Source organism: Streptomyces sp. NPDC048254, from assembly GCF_043201895.1.
Classification (GTDB): Bacteria; Actinomycetota; Actinomycetes; order Streptomycetales; family Streptomycetaceae; genus Streptomyces.
Map to the genome: position 1 here is coordinate 352,283 of NZ_JBICZJ010000002.1, position 19,372 is coordinate 371,654.

Consider the following 19,372-nt stretch of genomic DNA (forward strand, 5'->3'; position numbering starts at 1 on the left):
GGGAACTGCGCGACCAGCCACAACGGCGCCGCAGTTCCCCGCGCACCGCAAGCACTCTCCAGGGCGACCGTTTCTCCCGTCACCCTCTGAGAGAATGGTGGACATGGCCTCTGATCGACCCCGCGTGCTCTCCGGCATCCAGCCCACCGCCGGCTCGTTCCACCTCGGCAACTACCTCGGCGCCGTCCGCCAGTGGGTGGCCCTCCAGGAGTCCCACGACGCCTTCTACATGGTCGTGGACCTGCACGCGATCACGGTCCCGCAGGACCCCGCCGACCTGCGCGCCAACACCCGCCTCGCCGCCGCGCAACTGCTCGCCGCCGGCCTGGACCCGGACCGCTGCACCCTCTTCGTGCAGAGCCATGTCCCCGAGCACGCCCAGCTCGCCTGGGTCATGAACTGCCTCACCGGTTTCGGCGAGGCCAGCCGGATGACCCAGTTCAAGGACAAGGCGGCCAAGCAGGGCGCGGACCGCGCCAGCGTCGGCCTGTTCACGTACCCGATCCTCCAGGTCGCCGACATCCTGCTCTACCAGGCCAACGAGGTGCCCGTCGGCGAGGACCAGCGGCAGCACGTCGAGCTCACCCGCGACCTCGCCGAGCGCTTCAACGGCCGCTTCGGCGAGACCTTCGTGATCCCGAAGCCGTACATCCTCAGGGAGACGGCGAAGATCTACGACCTCCAGGACCCGGCGATCAAGATGAGCAAGTCGGCGTCCACGCCGAAGGGCCTCATCAACCTCCTCGACGAGCCGAAGGCGACGGCGAAGAAGGTCAAGAGCGCGGTCACCGACACGGACACCGTGATCCGCTACGACGCGGTGCTCAAGCCGGGCGTCAGCAACCTCCTCACCATCTACTCCACCCTCACCGGCAAGTCGATCGCCGAGCTGGAGCAGGAGTACGAGGGCAAGATGTACGGCGCGCTCAAGACGGACCTCGCCGACATCATGGTCGACTTCGTGACGCCGTTCCGGGAGCGCACCCAGCAGTACCTGGACGACCCGGAGACGCTCGACTCGGTCCTCGCCAAGGGCGCGGAGAAGGCCCGCGCCGTCGCCGCGGAGACCCTGGCCCAGGCCTACGACAGGGTCGGCTTCCTGCCCGCCAAGCACTGAGCGGAGTGCCGGCGGTACCGAGCGGGGCGCCGGGGGCGCTCGGAGCGCTCCGGGGAGCGCACGGGAGCGCTGCACATCACTTCGGCCACGGCTGCCCGGAAGGCGGCCGTGGCCGTACAGTCGATAGCCGGACGGCCGGGTACGAACCCGACACGCGTCCGACCACCACGACCGACAGGAGATGACGTGGGGACCGTAACGATCGGCGTATCGATCGCGGTCCCGGAGCCTCACGGCAGCCTGCTCCAGGAGCTGCGCGCGGGCTTCGGCGACGCCGCGGCCCACGGCATCCCCACGCATGTCACGCTGCTGCCGCCCACCGAGATCGCCGAGGGCGAGCTGGCCGCCGTCCAGGCCCACCTCGGCGAGGTCGCCGCGGTGGGCCGGCCGTTCCCGATGCGGCTGTGCGGCACGGGCACGTTCCGGCCCGTTTCACCGGTCGTGTACGTCCGGGTGGTCCAGGGGGCGGACGACTGCGCCTGGCTCCAGCAGCGGGTCCGCGCCGCGTCCGGGCCGCTCGACCGCGAGCTGCAGTTCCCGTACCACCCGCATGTCACCGTCGCGCACGGGATCGACGAGGCCGCGATGGACCGGGCCTTCACGGAGCTGGCGGAGTACGAGGCCGAGTGGTCCTGCATGGGGTTCGCGCTGTACGAGCAGGGTTCCGACGGCGTGTGGCGGAAGCTGCACGACTACGTGTTCGGGGGCTCCGTCGTGCCGCCTCAGGTGGGGCATGCGGAGCGGGGGACCATCGCGAGCCGGTAGAGCCGGTGGCCGACTAGATCGGCAGCCGTCGGAACACCGACCGCGGTGCGTGCCGCAGCGCCGCCATCACCACCCGCAGCGCCCCCGGTACCCACACCACCTCCGAGCGCCGCCGCAGACCCGTCTCGATCGCCGTCGCCACCGCCTCCGGGGTCGTGGCCAGCGGCGCCTCCTCCAGCCCCGCCGTCATCCGCGACCGCACGAACCCCGGCCGTACGACCATCACGTGCACGCCCGTCCCGTGCAGCGCGTCGCCCAGGCCCTGGGCGAACGCGTCCAGGCCCGCCTTGCTGGAGCCGTAGATGAAGTTGGAGCGCCTCGCCCGCTCCCCGGCGACCGACGACAGGACCACCAGGGAGCCGTGGCCCTGCGTCTGCAGGGCCCGTGCGCTGACCAGGCCCGCCGAGACGGCGCCCGTGTAGTTGGTCTGCGCCACCCGCACGGCCTTCACCGGCTCCCGCTCGTCGGTCGCCTGGTCGCCCAGGACGCCGAAGGCCAGCAGCACCATGTCGATGTCGCCCTCGGCGAAGACCTTGCCGAGGGCGGTCTCGTGGGACTCGGGGTCGAGCGCGTCGAAGGGGACGGTGCGGACGTCGGCGCCCAGGGTGCGCAGATGCCCGGCGGCGTGGTCGAGCGCGGGGGAGGGGCGGCCGGCCAGCCAGACCGTGCGGGTACGGCGGGCGATCAGCCGGCGCGCGGTGGCCAGCGCGATCTCGGACGTACCCCCGAGGACGAGCAGGGACTGGGGCATTCCGAAGGCGTCCTTCATGACAGCGATCAGCTCCTAGAGACCGAGACGGCGGGACAGGTCGGAGACGAACACCCCGCGCGGGTCCAACTCCGCGCGCAGCGCGCGGAAGTCGGCGAGCCGTGGATACATCGCGGCGAGCAGGTCGGGGCGCAGCCGGGCGTCCTTGGCGAGGTAGACGCGGCCGCCGGCGCCCGCGACCTCCTCGTCCAGTTCGTCGAGGAACGCGCCGAGGCCGGGCAGGGCGGCCGGGATGTCGAGGGCAAGGGTCCAGCCGGGCACGGGGAAGGAGAGCCAGCCGGGGTCGGCGTCGCCGAAGCGCTTGAGGACGGCCAGGAAGGACGGGCAGCGGCGCTCGGAGAGACGGGCCACGATCCGGCGCAGGGCGTCCTCCCGGCCGTATCCGACGACGAACTGGTACTGCACGAAGCCGCCGCGGCCGTACACGCGGTTCCAGTGCGGGACGCCGTCCAGGGGGTGGAAGAACGCGGAGATGCGCTGGAGTTGGCCGGTACGCGCGCGTGGCGCCTTGCGGTACCAGAGTTCGTTGAAGAGACCGACGGTGGTGCGGCCCAGGAGGCCTTCGGGGACGAACGCGGGGGCGGCCGGAAGCCGACGGGGGCGGAAGGCCAGTGGTGCACGCCCGGCGCGTGTGCCCTCGCCGAGCGCCTCCCGGGGCGCGTGGTCGCCCCGCGTGAGCACCGCACGCCCGGTCGCCGCCCCGCGCGCCAGCAGGTCGATCCAGGCGACCGAGTAGCGGTAGCGGTGGTCCGTGGTGGTCAGGCGGTTCATCAGGTCGTCGAGGTCGGTGGCGCGTTCGGTGTCGACCGTCAGGTACGACGTCTCGACCGGGAGGAGGCGGACGGTCGCCGTGAGGATCACTCCGGTCAGACCCATGCCGCCGGCCGTCGCGTCGAACAGCGGGGTGCCGCGGCTCACCGTGCGGACCTGGCCGTCGGCGGTGAGGAGTTCGAAGGACAGCACGTGACGGGAGAAGGATCCCGAGACATGGTGGTTCTTGCCGTGGATGTCGGCGCCGATCGCGCCGCCCACCGTCACCTGGCGGGTCCCTGGGGTCACCGGGACGAACCAGCCGAGCGGCAGCAGCACCTCCGTCAGGCGGTGCAGGGAGACCCCCGCGTCGCACAGGAGGGTGCCGCCGTCGGCGTCGATGGCATGGATGCGGTCGAGGGCCGTCATGTCGAGCACGGCGCCGCCGGCGTTCTGCGCCGCGTCCCCGTACGCCCGTCCCAGACCCCGCGCGATACCGCCGCGCGCCCCGCAGTTCCGGATCGCGTTCGCCGCCTCCTGGTACGTCCGGGGACGGATCAGGCGGGCGGCGGTGGGGGCGGTGCGGCCCCAGCCGGTGACGGGGACGGTGGTTCCGGGGGGTGCGGACTCGGCGGGACCTGCGGGCCCTCCAGGCTTTCCAGGCATGTGGACGACCGTATCGCTACCGTATGGGTGTTATGAGTGCTGTTGGCGATTGGTTACGGAAGATCACCTGACTCCCCGAAACGGGTGATTATCGGAATGTCGCTCAATATGGTCGTAGCTTTGGCGTGGTCAAGGTGAACAGTGAGTCCAATGGACGACATGGACCACCGGATCCTCTCCGCGCTGCACGCCTGCGGTGCCGATCCACGCGTCGCGTCGGCCGCGCGCGGTCTCTCCCTCGCCGGTGAGCACGGCGCGCTCTGGCTCGCGGCGGGCCTCGCCGGGGCCGCCGCGGACGGCGCGCGGCGCGACGCATGGTTGCGCGGCACGGCGCTCGTCGCGGGTGCGCACCTCGGCAGCATCGGCGTCAAACGGCTCGTGCGCCGTGCGCGCCCTGCGCATGTCCGGCCCCGGGTGCGCACCGCGGGCCGGCACTCCTTCCCCAGCTCGCACGCCACCTCCGCCGCGGCCGCCGCCGTCGCCTTCGGGGCGCTCGGCGCGCCCGCCCTCGCGCCCCTGGCGGCGGCCATGTGCCTCTCCCGGCTGGTCGTCGGCGTGCACTACCCGACGGACGTCGCGGCGGGCGCGGCCCTGGGGGCGCTCACGGCGCGCGCCGGGGCGCGATGGATGCGCGGGGGAGTGCCGGGTGCCTCGTACGCGGGGAGGCATGGGTGACCGAGACCGCGCACGCCGCCACCGGAGCGACCGCCGACGACGCTGCTGAAACGAATCTGCACGAGCAGCGCGGCAACCCCGCCCGACCGCACGAACCAGCGCACGAACCAGCGAACGGGTCCGCCCACGGAGCAGCGAACGGTCCGGCACGCGCGCGTGTCACCCCCGGCGGTCTCCTCAAGGGCCTGCTGAAGACCACCCGCCCCAAACAGTGGATCAAGAACACCCTCGTCATCGCCGCCCCGGCCGCAGCGGGCCGGCTCTTCTCCGGGCACGCGCTCCTGACCCTCACCCTCACCTTCGTCCTCTTCACGGCCTGCGCCGCCGCCGTCTACCTGATCAACGACGCCCGGGACGCGGACGCCGACCGCGCCCACCCCACCAAGTGCCGCCGCCCGGTCGCCGCGGGCCGGGTCCCGGTCCCCGTCGCCTACGCGGCAGGAGGCGTCCTGGCCGTCCTGGGACCGCTGCTCGCGGCCTGGCTGACCCCGCCCCTCGTCCCGGCCCTCCTGACCGCCTACCTGGGCATGCAACTGGCGTACTGCGTCGCCCTGAAGCACGTCCTGGTGGTCGACCTCGTCGTCGTCACCACCGGCTTCCTGATGCGGGCGGTGATCGGCGGGGTCGCGCTCGGCATCCCGCTGTCCCGCTGGTTCCTGATCACCACCGGCTTCGGCGCGCTCTTCATGGTGTCGGCCAAGCGCTACTCCGAGGCCGTGCAACTGGCCGGGAAAGCGGGCGCCACGCGCGCGTTGCTCACCGAATACACCACCGGCTACCTCCGCTTCGTCTGGCAGCTCGCCGCCGGGGTCGCCGTCCTCGCCTACTGCCTGTGGGCCCTGGAGGGCCACCACACCCCCGCGGCGGGCCTGCTGCCGTGGCGTCAGCTGTCCATGGTCGCCTTCATCCTGGCGATCCTGCGCTACGCCGTCTTCGCCGACCGGGGCACCGCCGGCGAGCCCGAGGACGTCGTCCTGCGCGACCGCGCCCTCGCCCTGATCGGCCTGGCCTGGCTCGCGATGTACGGGCTCGCGGTGGCGCACTGGTGACCGCGCGCCCGCACTCCCTCCGCGCGAGTCTCACGCCCCCGCGCGAGCTGGTCGGCTTCGCGACCGTCGGTCTGCTCGCCTACGCCGCCGACCTCACCCTCTTCAGCTGCCTGCGCGGCCCGGCCGCCCTCGACCCGCTCACCGCCAAGTCCCTGTCCTTCCTCGCGGGCTGCACGGTCGCCTACCTCGGCAACGCGCGCGGCACCTACCGCCACGCGCGCCTGTCCGGGATGCGCCCCTACGCCGTCTTCGTCGCCGTGAACCTCGCCGGCGCCCTGGTCCAGCTGCTCTGCCTCGCCGTCAGCCACTACGGCCTGGGTCTCACCTCACAGCGCGCCGACACCGTCTCCGGAGCGGTCGTCGGCATGGCGCTCGCCACGGTTCTGCGCTTCTGGGGTACCCGTACATTGGTCTTCCGCGCGGAGGGCAGAGTCGGATCATGGAGTGGCTGAGAAAACTTCCCGTCATCGGCCCGCTCGTGGGCTGGCTGATGCACACGCACACGTGGCGGTCGTACGAGCGGCTCGACCGGGTGAAGTGGTCCCGGCTGGCCGCTGCCATGACCTTCATCAGCTTCATCGCGCTCTTCCCGCTGCTGACCGTGGGCGCCGCGATCGCGGCCGCCACCCTGAGCGATTCACGGCAGCACAGCCTGGAGGGCAAGATCGCCGACCAGTTCCCGGGGATCTCCGACCAGCTGGACATCAACTCCCTGGTGCAGAACGCCGGCACCGTCGGTCTCATCGCCGGTGCCGTCCTGCTGTTCACCGGCATCGGCTGGGTCGGCCAGATGCGGGACTGTCTGCGCGCCGTGTGGGAACTGCCCGACAAGGACAAGAACCCGATCGTCGCCAAGGCCAAGGACGCCGGCATCCTGATCGGCCTCGGCGGCGCGCTGCTGGTCACCCTCGCCGTCTCCACGATCGCCACGGCGGCGATCGGCTGGACGGCGGGACAGCTCGGCATCGACAGGCACAGCTGGGGCAGCCTGCTGCTACGCGTCATCGCGTTCGTCGTCGCGGTGGTCGCCGACTTCCTGGTGCTGCTCTACGCCCTCACCCTGCTGCCCGGGGTCGAACCGCCGCGCCGCCGCCTGCTGGTCGCGGCACTGATCGGCGCGGTGGGCTTCGAACTCCTCAAGCTGCTGCTCAGCGGCTATATCCAGGGCGTCGCCACGAAGAGCATGTACGGCGCGTTCGGCGTGCCGGTCGCCCTGCTGCTGTGGATCAACTTCACCTCGAAACTCGTCCTGTTCTGCGCCGCCTGGACGGCGACCGAGAGCAGCACGGAGATCACGGACGAGTCCGCCGACGTACCAGATCCGGCAGCGGCCAACGGCGGTTGACCAGGAACGCCGCGCCCAGGAGCAGCACCAGCGCCCCGCCCGCGATCCCCAGCGCGATCCCGACCCCGCTGGAGCCGTCGGCGGAGGCGGCCGCCACCGGCGTCGACCCGGCCGCCTTCCCGGAACCGGAACCGGAGCTGGCACCGGACGCGGAAGCCGAGGTGGTCGCCCCCGGCTGGGCACTGGAGTCCACGGCTCCCTTCGGCGGGACCAGCTCGCCCACCGGAGTCACCTTGCCGGCCGCCTGGAAACCCCAGTCGAACAGCTTGGCGGTCTCCTTGTAGACCTCGTTGTGGTCCTTCTTCTCCGGGTTCATCACGGTGACCAGCAGCACCTTGCCGCCCCGCTCCGCGACCCCGGTGAAGGTGGCGCCCGCATTGGTGGTGTTGCCGTTCTTCACACCCGCGATGCCCTGGTAGACCGGCACGTCGGTGTCGCCGCTCAGCAGCCGGTTGGTGTTCTGGATCTCGAAGGACTCACGGACCGACTTGCCCTTGGCGTTCTTCGTCGTCTCGCCCGGGAACGCGGCCCGCACGGTCGAGCAGTACTCCCGGAAGTCCTTCTTCTGCAGCCCGGAACGGGCGAACAGCGACAGGTCGTAGGCCGACGACACCTGCCCGGCCGCGTCGTACCCGTCCGGACTCACCACGTGCGTGTCCAGCGCCTGGAGGTCGTCGGCGTGGGACTGCATGTCCTTGACGGTCTGCTCGACACCGCCGTTCATCGCGGACAGCACGTGCACGGCGTCGTTGCCGGAGCGAAGGAAGACACCGAGCCAGAGGTCGTGGACCGTGTAGGTCTGGCCCTCCTTTATCCCCACCAGGCTGGAACCGGCGCCCATGCCCGCGAGGTCGGTCGGCACCACCTTGTGCGGGGTCGACTTCGGGAACCGCGGCAGCACGGTGTCCGCGAACAGCATCTTCAGGGTGCTCGCCGGGGGCAGCCGCCAGTGCGCGTTGTGCGCGGCGAGTACCTCGCCCGACTCGGCGTCGGAGACGATCCAGGAACGCGCCGTGATGTCCTTCGGCAGCACCGGCACTCCGGCGGCCAGATCGACCTGGGTACCGGGCTGCCCGAGCCGGGTGCCGCCGACCGTCGACATGCGCGCCGGGGGAGTGGCCGACGGACTGGTCGAGGGCGTGGGCGCGGCGAGCGCGGCCGGCGCGGTGAGCGACAGGGACAACAGGGCGGCGGAGGCGGCCAGCAGAGATCGGCCGGCCGGGGGCTTCGGTGCGGACACGGACGAGAACGTACCCGGCACGGAGGGCGAAGTCCCGCCACCGACCCCACCCCGGACACGGAACCGGACAGCCGACGGCGATACTGGACCCATGAAGCTCAGCCGCCCGGTGTCCTGGTTCCTGCTCGCGTTCGGAGTGTGGTCTTGGTTCATCTGGATCACTTTCGTCAAGAACCTTGTCAAGGACGGCAGCGGGCTCGCTTTCGACGACGGCCGTCCCACGGCGTACTTCTGGGTCCACCTGACGCTGGCCGTCGTTTCCTTCGTATTGGGGACGGTCATCGGGGGCATCGGGTTGCGCGGAGTACGCGCACTGCGCCGAACGTCATAGAAAGAGGCACGGCAGGGTGATCATCGTCTTCGCGCTCGTCGCCCTGGCGGTGGTGGCGGGCCTGGACTGGTACCTGTGGCGTCGCCTGGTGCGGGACACGACGACGGGCTGGGGCCTGGCCCGCCGGCTCGGCACGGCCGCGTTCGTCATCGGCCCGGTCCTGATGCTCGCGGCCCTCTCCACAGAGGTGGGCCACGCCCCGTTCCCGCTCCAGCGAACCCTGGCCTGGCCCGGCTTCCTGTGGATGGCCCTGTCGCTGTACCTGCTGCTGGCGGTGGTGGCGGGGGAGGTGCTCCGGCCTGTGCTGTATCGGATATGCGGCCACCGCCGCGTGGGCGGGACCGGCCCCCATGACGAGCAACCGGCACAACCTGCCGAAACCACCCCGGAAAACCCCCACCCCACCCGTCGCCTGATCGTCTCCCGAATCGTCGGCGGCGCAGCCGCAACCGCTGCGGTCACCACCGTCGGCCTGGGAACCTACGGAGTACTCCGCGGCCCCCGCGTGAAACGCGTCACCGTCCCGCTCGCCAAACTCCCCCGGGCCGCCCACGGTTACCGCATCGCCGTGGTGAGCGACGTCCACCTCGGCCCCATCCTCGGCCGCGGCTTCGCGCAGCGGGTCGTGGACACGATCAACGCCACCCAGTCCGACCTGATCGCGGTCGTCGGCGACCTCGTCGACGGCAGCGTCAAGGACCTCGGCCCCGCCGCCGCCCCCCTCGCCCGGCTGTCGGCACGACACGGCGCCTTCTTCGTCACCGGCAACCACGAGTACTTCTCCGGCGCCGGCCAGTGGGTCGAGGAGGTGCGCGGGCTGGGCCTGCGCCCGCTGGAGAACGCCCGTACCGAACTGGACCTTTTCGACCTCGCCGGCGTGAACGACATCGCCGGCGAAAGCACGGGCCAGGGTCCGGACTTCAACCGGGCGCTCGGCGACCGGGACCCGGACCGCGCCTGTGTGCTCCTCGCCCACCAGCCGGTCCAGATCCACGAGGCCGTCCGCCACCACGTCGACCTCCAGCTCTCCGGCCACACCCACGGCGGCCAGCTCTGGCCCGGCAACCTCATCGCGGCCGCGGCCAACCCGACCGTCGCGGGCCTCGACCGCTACGGCGACACCCAGCTGTACGTCTCCCGGGGAGCCGGCGCCTGGGGCCCGCCCACGCGCGTCTGGGCACCCTCCGACATCACGGTCGTCGAACTGGCGTCGAAGCAGGCCTGAGCTCCCGGCGCCTGTGCGGGAGCTGTGAAATCCGGAGGAAACAAGCGTTCGGTAAGTTCTTCCTCATCTAGTCGGATCACTCTTCCCCCACACGAAACACCTGTGGTTAGGTGAGCCGCGTCACTTAGGGGAGTGGCACTTGTGGAGGGCCTGGGTAGGGCCTGGAACGGGCCCGTGCGGGTCCTGGGGAGGGCACCAACCGTGCGATCTGTTCGCATGCGGATTCTCGTGACGCTTCTCGTCCTGGCGATCGTGGGGATCGGCGGCTGGCAGCTGTTGCCGTCGCAGGAGAACAAGAACAAGACGATCACCGTCGGTACGACCGACGCCGTCACCGCGCTCGACCCGGCAGGCGCCTATGACGCCGGTTCCTGGGCGTTGTTCAACAACGTCTTCCAGTCGCTGCTCACCTTCGAGCCCGGCGGTGTCCAGCCGGTCCCGGACGCGGCCCAGAGCTGTGACTTCACGGGCTCCGGTCTGCAGACGTACCGGTGTGTGATCCGCGACGGGATCACCTTCCCGAGCGGCCGGGCGATGACCGCCGAGGACGTGAAGTTCTCCTTCGACCGGGTCAAGAAGATCAAATCCGACGTCGGTCCGGCCTCCCTGTTCTCGACGCTCTCGTCGGTCAGCGCCTCCGGCAAGACCGTGACCTTCCATCTGTCGTCCCCGGACGCGACGTTCCCGTACAAGGTGGCCACCGGCGCCGGTTCGATCGTCGACAAGGACAAGTACCCGGCGGACGGCCTGCGCACCGACAACTCGGTGGACGGCACCGGCCCGTACCGCCTGACGTCCTACACGAAGGGCAAGCAGGCGTCCCTGCAGCCCAACGCCGACTACAAGGGCGACCTCAGCGGCTCCGGCCGCCCCATCAAGCTGGACTACTACACCGACTCGGCCAAGCTCAGCAGTGCGTACAAGGCGAAGGAGATCGACGTCGCCACCCGTACGCTGCCGCCGGCGATGGTGTCCAAGCTCTCGCCGAGCGACCCCGACCAGCGGGTCACGAAGTCCGACAGCGCCGAGACCCGCAACCTGTACTTCAACACCCGTAAGAACTCCGTCCTGCACGACGTCCTCGTGCGCCGTGCGCTGGCCTGGCTGGTCGATCGCGAGAAGCTGGCCGCCACCGTGTACGACGGGACGGTGGAGCCGCTGTACTCGCTGATCCCGACCGGTCTCACCGGCCACACCACGTCCTTCTTCGACCAGTACCCGTCGCAGAGCGTCGACAAGGCGAAGGCGCTGCTGGAGCAGGCCGGTGTCAGCACCCCGGTCGAGTTCACCTTCGGCTACGGCATCGGCCACGGCGCGGGAGCCGAGGAGGCCGCCGCGCTGAAGAAGCAACTGGAGGCGGGCGGCCTGTTCAAGGTCGACGTCAAGGGATACGAGTGGACCGACTTCCAGAAGTCGTGGGCCACGGGCAAGATGGACGCCTGGGCGGTCGGCTGGGTCGCCGACTACCCCGACCCGGACACCTTCGGCGCCTCCCTGGTCGGCAGCGACTCCGTGATGAGCACCGGCTACAGCAACAAGGCCGTCGACGGTCTCATCCAACACAGCCAGCAGTTCGCCGACCGTGCCCGCGTCGACGCGGACTTCCGCAACATCCAGACGGACGTGGCGAACGACGTGCCGCTGATCCCGCTCTGGCAGCGCACGGACTACGTCGTCAGCAGCGAGGACGTGGGCGGCACCCAGTACCTCACGGACAGCACGGGCCTGTTCCGCCTGTGGAGTCTGGACTGGATCTGACGGGGGCGGACACCCGACGCGCCACCATGTGACGGAGGTGTGCGTGGGGTGAGGAGCAGACGTGCTGAGACGCAACTCCTTCCGGCTGCCCCGGCATCCGGCGTCCGTGGGCCTGGCCCGGCACCGGGTCCGGGACCATCTGGGCGACTGGGGGCACGGTCCGGGCGACCCGGCGGTCTGCGACGCCATGCTTCTGGTGTCCGAGCTGGCCACCAACGTCGTACGCCACGGCCCGCTGCTGGAGCGGGAGTTCGAGGTGGCGGTGACGGCGCTGGCGGACGGCTCGTGCCTGATCGAGGTCTCCGACGAGGGCCGGATGGAGCCCCGGCTCCGGATCGTCCGTGAGAGAGACGAGACGGGCCGGGGCCTGCACCTGGTGGAGACGCTCGCGGCGGCGTGGGGGGTGTGGAGCAGAGGAGCCCACGGCAAGACCGTGTGGGCGCTGATCACAGCGCCCCTTTAGGGGCTGGCGGTAGGAAGTGCGTGACCAGCCACAACACCCACCCGCACCCGAAACTCAGCCACAACGCAACGTAACAGTCACCGCCAGCCCCTCCCCAGGCGCCGTCCGCACACAGACCTCACCCCCGTGCGCGTCCACCACCCCCTGCACGATCGCCATCCCCAGCCCGCTCCCCTCCGCGCTCCCCACCCGGAAGAACCGGTCGAAGATCCGCGCGGCGTCCTCCTCCGCCAGCCCCGGACCCTCGTCGGCGACACACACCCGCACCACCCCGTCCGACCGCTCCACCCCCAGCCGCACCGCAGCGCCGACCGGCGTATGGGTACGGACGTTGGCCACCAGGTTCCCCAGCACCTGCCGCAGCCCCGACTCGTCGGCCCGCACCAGCACCGCGCCCTCGGCGCTCACCGCCACCCGCCGCCCCGGCTGCTGGGCCCGCAGGTCCTCCGCCGCGTCCCGCACCAGCCGGCTCACGTCGACGTTCCGGAACCGGATCTCGGGCCGTTGGTCGAGCCGTGCCAGCAGCAGCAGTTCGTCGACGAGCCGGCCCATCCGGTCCACCTCGCCGTGCATCCGGTCCCAGGCCCGCCGCCGTTCCCCGGGCTCGCTCAGCATCCCCTTCTCGTAGAGCTGGAGATAGCCGCGGATGGCGGCGAGCGGCGTCCGCAGCTCGTGCGACGCGTCGGCGACGAACCGGCGCAGCTGGGCCGCGCTGCGCTCGCGCGTCCGGTACGCCGTCTCCACCTGGTGCAGCATGGAGTTGAGGGCCAGCCGCAGTTGCTCGACCTCCTCCGTCGGATGCTGGCTCGACGGCACCCGCCGGGTCAGGTCGCCCTCGGCGATCGCCGACGACGTCTCCACCATGTCCTCCAGCGGCAGCATCCGGCGGCGCACGCTGAACATGGTCAGACAGGCCAGCAGCGCCAGCAGCAGCGCGCCGACGGCGAAGTCGAGCCGGAGCGCCTTGGCTATGCCCTCGTGCAGCAGCTCGGTCGAGGAGGCCAGCAGGATGTAGGGGCCGTCGGCGAGCCGGGTCGCCGTCACCCGGTACTTCGCGCCGTGCACGGTGACGTCGCCCGGGTCGGGGGCGGCGGCGAGCGCGCGCGGGTCGTGCACGGCGGCCGCCAGTGCGCGCTGGGCCTCGGTCGGCGCCATGTCGAAGACCTCGACGGCGCCGCCCTTGGCGTCGACCACGGCGAAGATCGAGCCCGGCGCCGGGTCGGACTCCGCCGGCACCATCCGGTCGCGGATGACGCCGAGCGCGCCCAGCGAGTCGACCTGCCGCAGGGTGAGCCCCGAACTCCCCAGCGAGGTGCGCATCTTGAGCAGCGAGGAGTCCACCTGGTCGAGGAGGTACAGCCGCATGCCCATGATGCTGATCGTGGCCGCGGCCACGATGCCGACGGCGAGGAGGCCGACGTTGGCCAGGGTCAGCTTGCCGCGCAGCGAGTGCATGCCGTGCCGGTGCCGGCGTCGCTTCCCGACGTTCATGCCAGGCCGTATCCGACGCCCCGCCGGGTGGTGATCACCGGCGCGCCCAGGGCGTCCAGCTTGCGCCGCAGATAGCTGATGTAGGTCTCCACGACGGTCGACTCGGACGGCGCGTGCTCGTACTGCCAGACGTGCCTGAGCAGTTGCTCCTTGGGGACGATCCGGCCGCCGTTGCGCACCAGGAAGCGCAGCAGCGCGTACTCGGTCGGGGTCAGCTCGACGGTGCGGCCGGCCCGGTGCACCGAGTACGTCGTCTCGTCCAGCTCCAGGTCGCCGTAGCGCAGCGGCGGGTGCTGCTGGATGACGTCGGCCGGGCGGGTGCGGCGCAGTACCGCGCCGATGCGGGCGACGACCTCGTCGATGTTGAACGGCTTGGTGATGTAGTCGTCGCCGTAGCCGAGCGCGCCGACTATCTCCGCCGGCGCGTCCCGCGCGGTGAGGAAGACCAGGGCCAGGTCCGGCTGCCGGGCGCGCAGTTCGCGGGCCAGGGCCCGGCCGTCGCCGTCCGGCAGCATCACGTCCAGCAGGGCGGCGTCGGGGCGGGTGCGCTCGGCCAGCGTGAGGGCGTCCCGGACCGTACCGGCCGTCATCACCTCGAACCGGTGGTAGCGCAGGGCGATGGCGAGGACGTCCGCGATGCTCGGCTCGTCCTCCACGATCAGCACGGTGCTGCCTGGAGCCGTCATGCCCCCAGTATCGGCGCGACCACCGACAGCCGGGGGGCTCACAGCTTTGGAGTTCCTTGAGAGTCATGCGCGCCGCGTGTCCCGGCGCCCGTCCCGCCGCCAATCCTGTTGCCCAGGACCTGGGGGACCGACCGACCGAACCTACTTGATTCAAGGAGCTGTTGAGCGTGACGGCATTGGCACGGTGGTGCTATCGGCACCGGCTGGTGGTCCTGTTGCTGTGGGTGGGGGCGCTGTTCGGCGTGGGGTTCTCGGCCTCGACGGCCGGCACGGACTACGCGAACGTCTTCTCCCTCCCCGACACGGACTCCAAGAGCGCGTACGACCTGATGCAGAAGGCCTTCCCGAACACCTCGGGCGACACGGACACCGTGGTCTGGAAGGTCACCGACGGCTCGGTCAAGGACCCGGCGGTCCAGAGCCGCATCCAGCCGGCCCTCGACACGATCGCGAAGCTGACAGGCGTCGGCGCGGTCACCAGCCCCTACGCCGGCGCCCAGGGGGCCGGGCAGATCAGCCAGGACGGCAAGATCGCCTACGCCCAGCTGACCTTCGCCCAGCGGGCGAACGAGATCCCCAAGGACATCGTCCAGAAGGTCGTCGACACCGCCCAGGACGCCGAACGCGGCGGTCTCCAGGTCGAGTTGGGCGGCCAGGCCATCCAGCGCGTCCAGGAGCCCCCGCAGGGCCTCTCCGAGATGGTCGGCATCGTCGCGGCGGCGGTCGTCCTCTTCCTCGCCTTCGGCTCCTTCTTCGCCATGACCCTCCCCATCGCGATCGCGGTCTTCGGCGTCGGCATGGGCCTGTTCTCCACCCAGCTCCTCAGCCACACCACGAACATCCCCGACATCGCCCCGCTGCTCGCCTCCCTGATCGGCCTCGGCGTCGGCATCGACTACGCCCTGTTCATCGTCACCCGGCACCGCAAGGGCATCCTGCGCGGCATGGACCCGGAGGAGTCGGCGGTCACCGCCCTCAACACCTCGGGCCGGGCGGTGCTGTTCGCGGGCGGCACGGTCTGCATCGCGCTGGCCGGCATGCTGGTCACCCGGCTCCGCTTCCTGGACGGCGTGGTCATCGGCACCTCCCTGACGGTGGTGCTCAGCGTCCTGGCCGCCACCACCCTCCTGCCCGCCCTGCTCGGCTTCCTCGGCCCGCGCGTCCTCAGCCGCCGCCAGCGCCGCCGGCTGGCCGCCGAGGGCCCCGAACCGGAGAAGGCGAGCGGCCTCGCGGCCCGCTGGTCGGTGAACGTCGAGAAGCGCCCGAGGCGTATCGCCGTGCTCGCGGTGGTCGTCATGGCGGTCCTCGCCATCCCGGTCCTCTCCCTGCGCCTCGGCGCCACCGACCAGGGCAACGACGACGCGTCGACGACCACCAGGAAGGCCTACGACCTGCTCGCCGAGGGCTTCGGCCCCGGCTTCAACGGCCCGCTCCAGGTGGTCAGCGCGGGCGGTGACACGGCGAAGCTGGTCCAGGGCATCGAGGCGACCTCCGGGGTCGCCCGGGCCGCCGCGCTGCCGCCCGCGCAGGGCGTCACCGTCATCCAGGTGATCCCGACCACCTCACCCCAGTCCAAGGAGACCGACGACCTGATCGACACGCTCCGGGACCAGGTGATCCCGAAGGCGGGCGCGGAGGCGCACGTGGGCGGCGTGACTGCGGTCTCCAAGGACTTCGCCTCGGTCACCGGCGACCGGCTGCCGCTCTTCATCGCCACGATCATCGGCCTGGGCTTCCTGCTCCTCCTGGTCGCCTTCCGCTCCCTGGTGGTCCCGCTGACGGCGGCGGTGATGAACCTGATCGCGGCGGCGGCCTCCTTCGGTGTCCTGGTCGCGGTCTTCCAGTGGGGCTGGGGCCTGGACCTGCTGGGCCTCGGCAAGGAGGGCCCGATCAACGCGTTCCTCCCCGTCATCATGCTGTCCCTCCTCTTCGGCCTCTCGATGGACTACCAGGTGTTCCTGGTGAGCCGGATGCACGAGGAGTGGGTGCACACGAGGGACAACGCGCGGGCGGTCCGGGTCGGCCTCGCGGAGACCAGCCGCGTCATCAATTCAGCGGCCCTGATCATGGTCTGTGTCTTCCTGGCCTTCGTCCTGAGCGGCGACTCGGGCGCGGCGATGGCGGGCGTCGGCCTGGCGGCGGCGGTGGCGCTGGACGCGTTCATTCTCCGTACGGCGCTGGTGCCGGCGGCGATGCATCTGCTGGGCAACTCCAACTGGTGGCTGCCGGCCTGGCTCGACAAGCGGCTCCCGCACCTGGCGGTGGAACCCCAGGAGACGGCGGCGGCTCCGGAGCCGACCGAGCCCACCGGCCCGGCCACGGCGATCCACGGCTTCGTCCGTACGGCGGACGGCGACCCGGTGGAGGACGCGTCGGTGACCCTGATGTCCAAGGGCGGGCGCCAACTCGACCGCGTGACGTCGCTGGCGGACGGCTCCTACATCGTGTCGGTCCCGGCGCCGGGTTCCTACCTGCTGGCGGTGACGTCTTCGGCGTACGGCTCCCGCGCCCGGCACGTGACGGTGGCGGAGGGACCGGTGGTCTACGACGTGGAGCTGACCGAGGACGAGGTGGACGCGGTCAACTGACCTTCGGCTGCCCGGCCTTGAGGATCTCGTCGACGTCGAGGCTGACCTTGGCGCCGATGGAGTCGGGCAGGGTGACGATCTCGCCGGGGGAGTACGGGCGGTGGTACTCGTACTCGTCCCCGGCCGGATCGGCGAGGACGTGCAGACGCTGGTGCTTGCGGTCGACGACGACATAGACCGGGACCTTTGCGCTGGCGTACGCCTTGACCTTGGTCTTCAGATCGTCCTTCCAGTTGCTGGACGTGACCTCCAGGACGAGGCGGAAGCAGACCGGTTCGTACGCGTTGTTCTCGACATAGTGATCGTCGATGTCGGCGTCCACCACCACGAGGTCGGGGATGGCGTAGTCCTCGGCACCAGTGGGCAGCCAGAGGCCGACGTTCTGGAGGACCTCGGTTTCCCCGCCGTGCAGGCCGGCGGCAATGAAAGGGATCATGAGGCCGGTCAGGGTACGGGCGTGAGGGGCATCCGGTGATGGGGTCACGAGGAGGTGGCCTCCGATGATCTCGACTCGGTAGCCCTGATGGCGCTCCATGATCTCGTCGGCGATGGCCGTGAGTGAGAACGGCTCGTCGTCGAAGGGGTGCTCGATGGCTGCGGCGGACATCGCGTGCCTCCCAGGGGCTGGTGTCGAGGTCATCATCGTAGGCAGGCAGGCCCCCCGCTGTCCCGTTCGACCCCCTTCACCCGAAAGTGATCACTTACCCTTCGCCTTGACCGCGGGGTCGGGCAGCACCCGCGTCATCCCCGGCAGGAAGTCCGTGAACAGTTCGTGGACCTCCAGCACGAGCGGCCGTAGCACCCGGAACCGTGCGAGGGAGACGCCGCGCGCGGTCAGCCGGGCCCCCCGCTCGGCCAGCCGATAACTCCGCTCCCGCCCCCCGGTCCGGTCGAAGATCCAGTACAGGACGAGCCCCATCTGCGAGAGCCACATCAACTCCGGCAGGACGTCCCGCAGTTCCGGCGCGACCTTGGTCTTCGCCCCGGCCAGCACCTCCCGGTGCACGCTGATCGCCTCCACGCGCGCGTGCTCGCTCTCCGGGGAGAACGGGCTGAGCGGGCTGTCGGGGTCGGCGGCGTTCTTGAAGAAGTGGACCGCGAACTCGTGGTACGGCAGCGCGATGTCCAGCCACACCTTGAGGACTCCCGCGAGCCGTGCCTCCAGGTCGGTCTCCCGGTCCAGGACCTCGCGGACCGCCAGCCGGTGCTCGGCGGCGATCTGGTCGTAGAAGCCCTGGATCAGGTGTTCCTTGCCGGCGAAGTAGTAGTACGCGTTGCCCACGGAGACCCCGGCCTCCGTGGCGATGGCCCGCATGGTGGTCTTCTCGTAGCCGCGCTCCCGGAACAGCCGCATCGCCGTCTCCAGGATCAGCGCGCGGGTCTGCTCGGACTTGCTGGGCGTATCGGCCTCGACAGGACCGTCGTTCTTCGCGGACACGGACAGAGCCTAACGAGTGGCGCAGATGTCGCCGGCACAGCCCGGAGGGTCGTAGACCCACCCGAGCCCGGGGTCGTACGCCCACCCGTCGCCCGACCACCGCCCCTCAACGAGGCGCTGCGCGCCGCCCCTATTGATTGCCTCGCGCCGGTAGACCTTCCCGCCCCACTGGGCGCCCCGCCACCGGGCGGCGGCCAGTACCGCGCCCCGGGCCAGCCGGGCTCCGGCCGGGGTGCTCAGCTTGTGCGCCAGCGGCCGGAGCTCCCGGAGCGCCCACAGGACGACGATCCAGGCGGCCGTGTCCCGGTAGACCTGCCCGGAGTCGCCGACGACGGTGACCTCGTCGAGGGTGGCGGAGTGGTCGAGTCCGGGGAAGCGGGCGCGGGCCTCGTCCGATGCCGCCGGGACCAGGGTGAGCGGCACCAGCTGCGGCTGCCGCCCGAGCCAGTCGCGCAGGTGGGTGCAGAGGGTGCACTCGGCGTCGTAGAGAACGGTGAGCCCGCGGACCGGGACGCGCGCGGCGCCCCGGTCGTCGGTGGCCGGCACGGTGCTCACGCCCCGGCCGCCGGCGCGGTCCAGCCCTGCGGCGGGACGGGCGGGAGCTGTTCCTTCTCCATGATCCCGCGCCGCCGTATCCGGTTGAGGACGTACACGTTGCCGAGGTGCATCACGCCGAGCACCAGCAGCACGACGCCGAGCTTGGCCGACAGGGCCTCGAAGATCTCCCGGGTGTCGTCGACGGTGTCGCTGGTGTGCAGGTACAGCGCGACGAAGCCGAGGTTGACGAGGTAGAAGCCGACGACCAGAAGGTGGTTGACGGCGTCGGCGAGCTGCTCGTTCCCGTGCAGTACGTCGGAGAGGAAGATCCGCCCGTTGCGGCTGAGCGTGCGGGCCACCCAGATGGTCAGTCCGATGCTGACGAGCAGGTAGATGACGTAGGCGATGACCGTGCGGTCCATGCCCCACCCCTTCTTGAACGCGTTCAAAACGCTGACAGGGATGACTGTAGCCCTGCT

20 protein-coding genes are annotated in these 19,372 nt (G+C 70.9%); 11 read left to right on the top strand and 9 right to left on the bottom strand.

The annotated features are described in order from the left end of the window. Positions 1–103: 103 nt before the first annotated feature. Entirely contained in the window at positions 104–1,117 is a 1,014-nt protein-coding gene (gene trpS / locus ACGFZQ_RS06905) for a tryptophan--tRNA ligase (protein ID WP_351741922.1), read from the top strand. Positions 1,118–1,303: 186 nt separating this feature from the next. Then, positions 1,304–1,882 carry a 2'-5' RNA ligase family protein gene (locus ACGFZQ_RS06910; RefSeq protein ID WP_351741920.1) on the top strand — a complete coding sequence of 193 codons (579 nt, stop codon included), beginning with the start codon at positions 1,304–1,306 and terminating at the stop codon, positions 1,880–1,882. Positions 1,883–1,895: 13 nt separating this feature from the next. Here the strand turns inward: ACGFZQ_RS06910 and ACGFZQ_RS06915 are convergent, their stop codons facing one another. After that, positions 1,896–2,651: a decaprenylphospho-beta-D-erythro-pentofuranosid-2-ulose 2-reductase gene (locus tag ACGFZQ_RS06915; RefSeq protein WP_382533064.1), complete on the bottom strand. Its 756-nt coding sequence runs from the start codon at positions 2,649–2,651 to the stop codon at positions 1,896–1,898. A 15-nt stretch (positions 2,652–2,666) separates the two neighbouring features. After that, on the bottom strand, positions 2,667–4,067 hold the full coding sequence (locus ACGFZQ_RS06920; protein WP_351741915.1) for an FAD-binding oxidoreductase: 1,401 nt from the start codon (positions 4,065–4,067) through the stop codon (positions 2,667–2,669). 150 nt (positions 4,068–4,217) lie between these two features. Here ACGFZQ_RS06920 and ACGFZQ_RS06925 point away from each other — a divergent pair, with 150 nt between their 5' ends. Genes ACGFZQ_RS06925 through ACGFZQ_RS06940 form a run of 4 tightly spaced genes read left to right on the top strand, consistent with a single transcriptional unit; the run spans position 4,218 to position 7,136 of the window. Further along, entirely contained in the window at positions 4,218–4,742 is a 525-nt protein-coding gene (locus ACGFZQ_RS06925; protein WP_393839472.1) for a phosphatase PAP2 family protein, read from the top strand. After that, positions 4,739–5,791 (top strand): decaprenyl-phosphate phosphoribosyltransferase, encoded by a 1,053-nt coding sequence (locus tag ACGFZQ_RS06930; protein ID WP_393839473.1) that lies wholly within the window; start codon positions 4,739–4,741, stop codon positions 5,789–5,791. The genes ACGFZQ_RS06925 and ACGFZQ_RS06930 overlap by 4 nt, the downstream gene beginning before the upstream one ends. Continuing rightward, complete coding sequence (locus tag ACGFZQ_RS06935; protein WP_351741907.1) at positions 5,788–6,243, top strand: GtrA family protein; 456 nt, start codon at positions 5,788–5,790, stop codon at positions 6,241–6,243. The genes ACGFZQ_RS06930 and ACGFZQ_RS06935 overlap by 4 nt, the downstream gene beginning before the upstream one ends. Beyond that, on the top strand, positions 6,231–7,136 hold the full coding sequence (locus ACGFZQ_RS06940; protein WP_393839474.1) for a YihY/virulence factor BrkB family protein: 906 nt from the start codon (positions 6,231–6,233) through the stop codon (positions 7,134–7,136). The genes ACGFZQ_RS06935 and ACGFZQ_RS06940 overlap by 13 nt, the downstream gene beginning before the upstream one ends. Here ACGFZQ_RS06940 and ACGFZQ_RS06945 read toward each other — a convergent pair. Beyond that, entirely contained in the window at positions 7,084–8,376 is a 1,293-nt protein-coding gene (locus tag ACGFZQ_RS06945; RefSeq protein ID WP_393839475.1) for a D-alanyl-D-alanine carboxypeptidase family protein, read from the bottom strand. The two genes, ACGFZQ_RS06940 and ACGFZQ_RS06945, sit on opposite strands and share 53 nt — an antisense overlap. 91 nt (positions 8,377–8,467) lie before the next feature. Between ACGFZQ_RS06945 and ACGFZQ_RS06950 the strand changes: the two genes are divergently transcribed. The 4 genes from ACGFZQ_RS06950 (at position 8,468) to ACGFZQ_RS06965 (ending at position 12,153) form a co-directional block, all read left to right on the top strand. After that, positions 8,468–8,707 (top strand): SCO4848 family membrane protein, encoded by a 240-nt coding sequence (locus ACGFZQ_RS06950; RefSeq protein WP_351318425.1) that lies wholly within the window; start codon positions 8,468–8,470, stop codon positions 8,705–8,707. 16 nt (positions 8,708–8,723) lie between these two features. Beyond that, positions 8,724–9,932, top strand: coding sequence for a metallophosphoesterase (locus ACGFZQ_RS06955; protein ID WP_393839476.1), 1,209 nt, complete (start codon positions 8,724–8,726; stop codon positions 9,930–9,932). Positions 9,933–10,148: 216 nt separating this feature from the next. Then, entirely contained in the window at positions 10,149–11,690 is a 1,542-nt protein-coding gene (locus tag ACGFZQ_RS06960; protein ID WP_393839477.1) for an ABC transporter substrate-binding protein, read from the top strand. Between the two features lie 61 nt (positions 11,691–11,751). Beyond that, a complete protein-coding gene (locus ACGFZQ_RS06965) occupies positions 11,752–12,153 on the top strand; it encodes an ATP-binding protein (RefSeq protein ID WP_393839478.1) in 402 nt (133 codons plus the stop codon). Between the two features lie 54 nt (positions 12,154–12,207). Here ACGFZQ_RS06965 and ACGFZQ_RS06970 read toward each other — a convergent pair whose 3' ends face one another. Together ACGFZQ_RS06970 and ACGFZQ_RS06975 are read right to left on the bottom strand one after the other, a co-directional pair. After that, positions 12,208–13,644: a sensor histidine kinase gene (locus ACGFZQ_RS06970; protein ID WP_393839479.1), complete on the bottom strand. Its 1,437-nt coding sequence runs from the start codon at positions 13,642–13,644 to the stop codon at positions 12,208–12,210. After that, a complete protein-coding gene (locus tag ACGFZQ_RS06975; protein WP_351741891.1) occupies positions 13,641–14,330 on the bottom strand; it encodes a response regulator transcription factor in 690 nt (229 codons plus the stop codon). Before ACGFZQ_RS06975 ends, ACGFZQ_RS06970 begins: the two co-directional genes overlap by 4 nt. A gap of 176 nt (positions 14,331–14,506) precedes the next feature. On the opposite strand from ACGFZQ_RS06975, the gene ACGFZQ_RS06980 reads away from it, so the two are divergent. Further along, entirely contained in the window at positions 14,507–16,918 is a 2,412-nt protein-coding gene (locus tag ACGFZQ_RS06980) for an MMPL family transporter (protein WP_393839866.1), read from the top strand. Here ACGFZQ_RS06980 and ACGFZQ_RS06985 read toward each other — a convergent pair. From ACGFZQ_RS06985 to ACGFZQ_RS07000, 4 genes are all read right to left on the bottom strand, one after another. Then, a complete protein-coding gene (locus ACGFZQ_RS06985; protein ID WP_362563049.1) occupies positions 16,911–17,525 on the bottom strand; it encodes a Uma2 family endonuclease in 615 nt (204 codons plus the stop codon). The two genes, ACGFZQ_RS06980 and ACGFZQ_RS06985, sit on opposite strands and share 8 nt — an antisense overlap. 90 nt (positions 17,526–17,615) lie before the next feature. Further along, positions 17,616–18,356 (bottom strand): TetR/AcrR family transcriptional regulator, encoded by a 741-nt coding sequence (locus tag ACGFZQ_RS06990; RefSeq protein ID WP_393839480.1) that lies wholly within the window; start codon positions 18,354–18,356, stop codon positions 17,616–17,618. A gap of 9 nt (positions 18,357–18,365) precedes the next feature. After that, the gene (locus ACGFZQ_RS06995; RefSeq protein ID WP_393839481.1) at positions 18,366–18,911 is read right to left on the bottom strand and encodes a thiol-disulfide oxidoreductase DCC family protein; all 546 of its coding nucleotides are present in this window, start codon (positions 18,909–18,911) and stop codon (positions 18,366–18,368) included. Next, a complete protein-coding gene (locus ACGFZQ_RS07000) occupies positions 18,908–19,315 on the bottom strand; it encodes a hypothetical protein (RefSeq protein ID WP_351741881.1) in 408 nt (135 codons plus the stop codon). The genes ACGFZQ_RS06995 and ACGFZQ_RS07000 overlap by 4 nt, the downstream gene beginning before the upstream one ends. Positions 19,316–19,372: the final 57 nt, after the last annotated feature.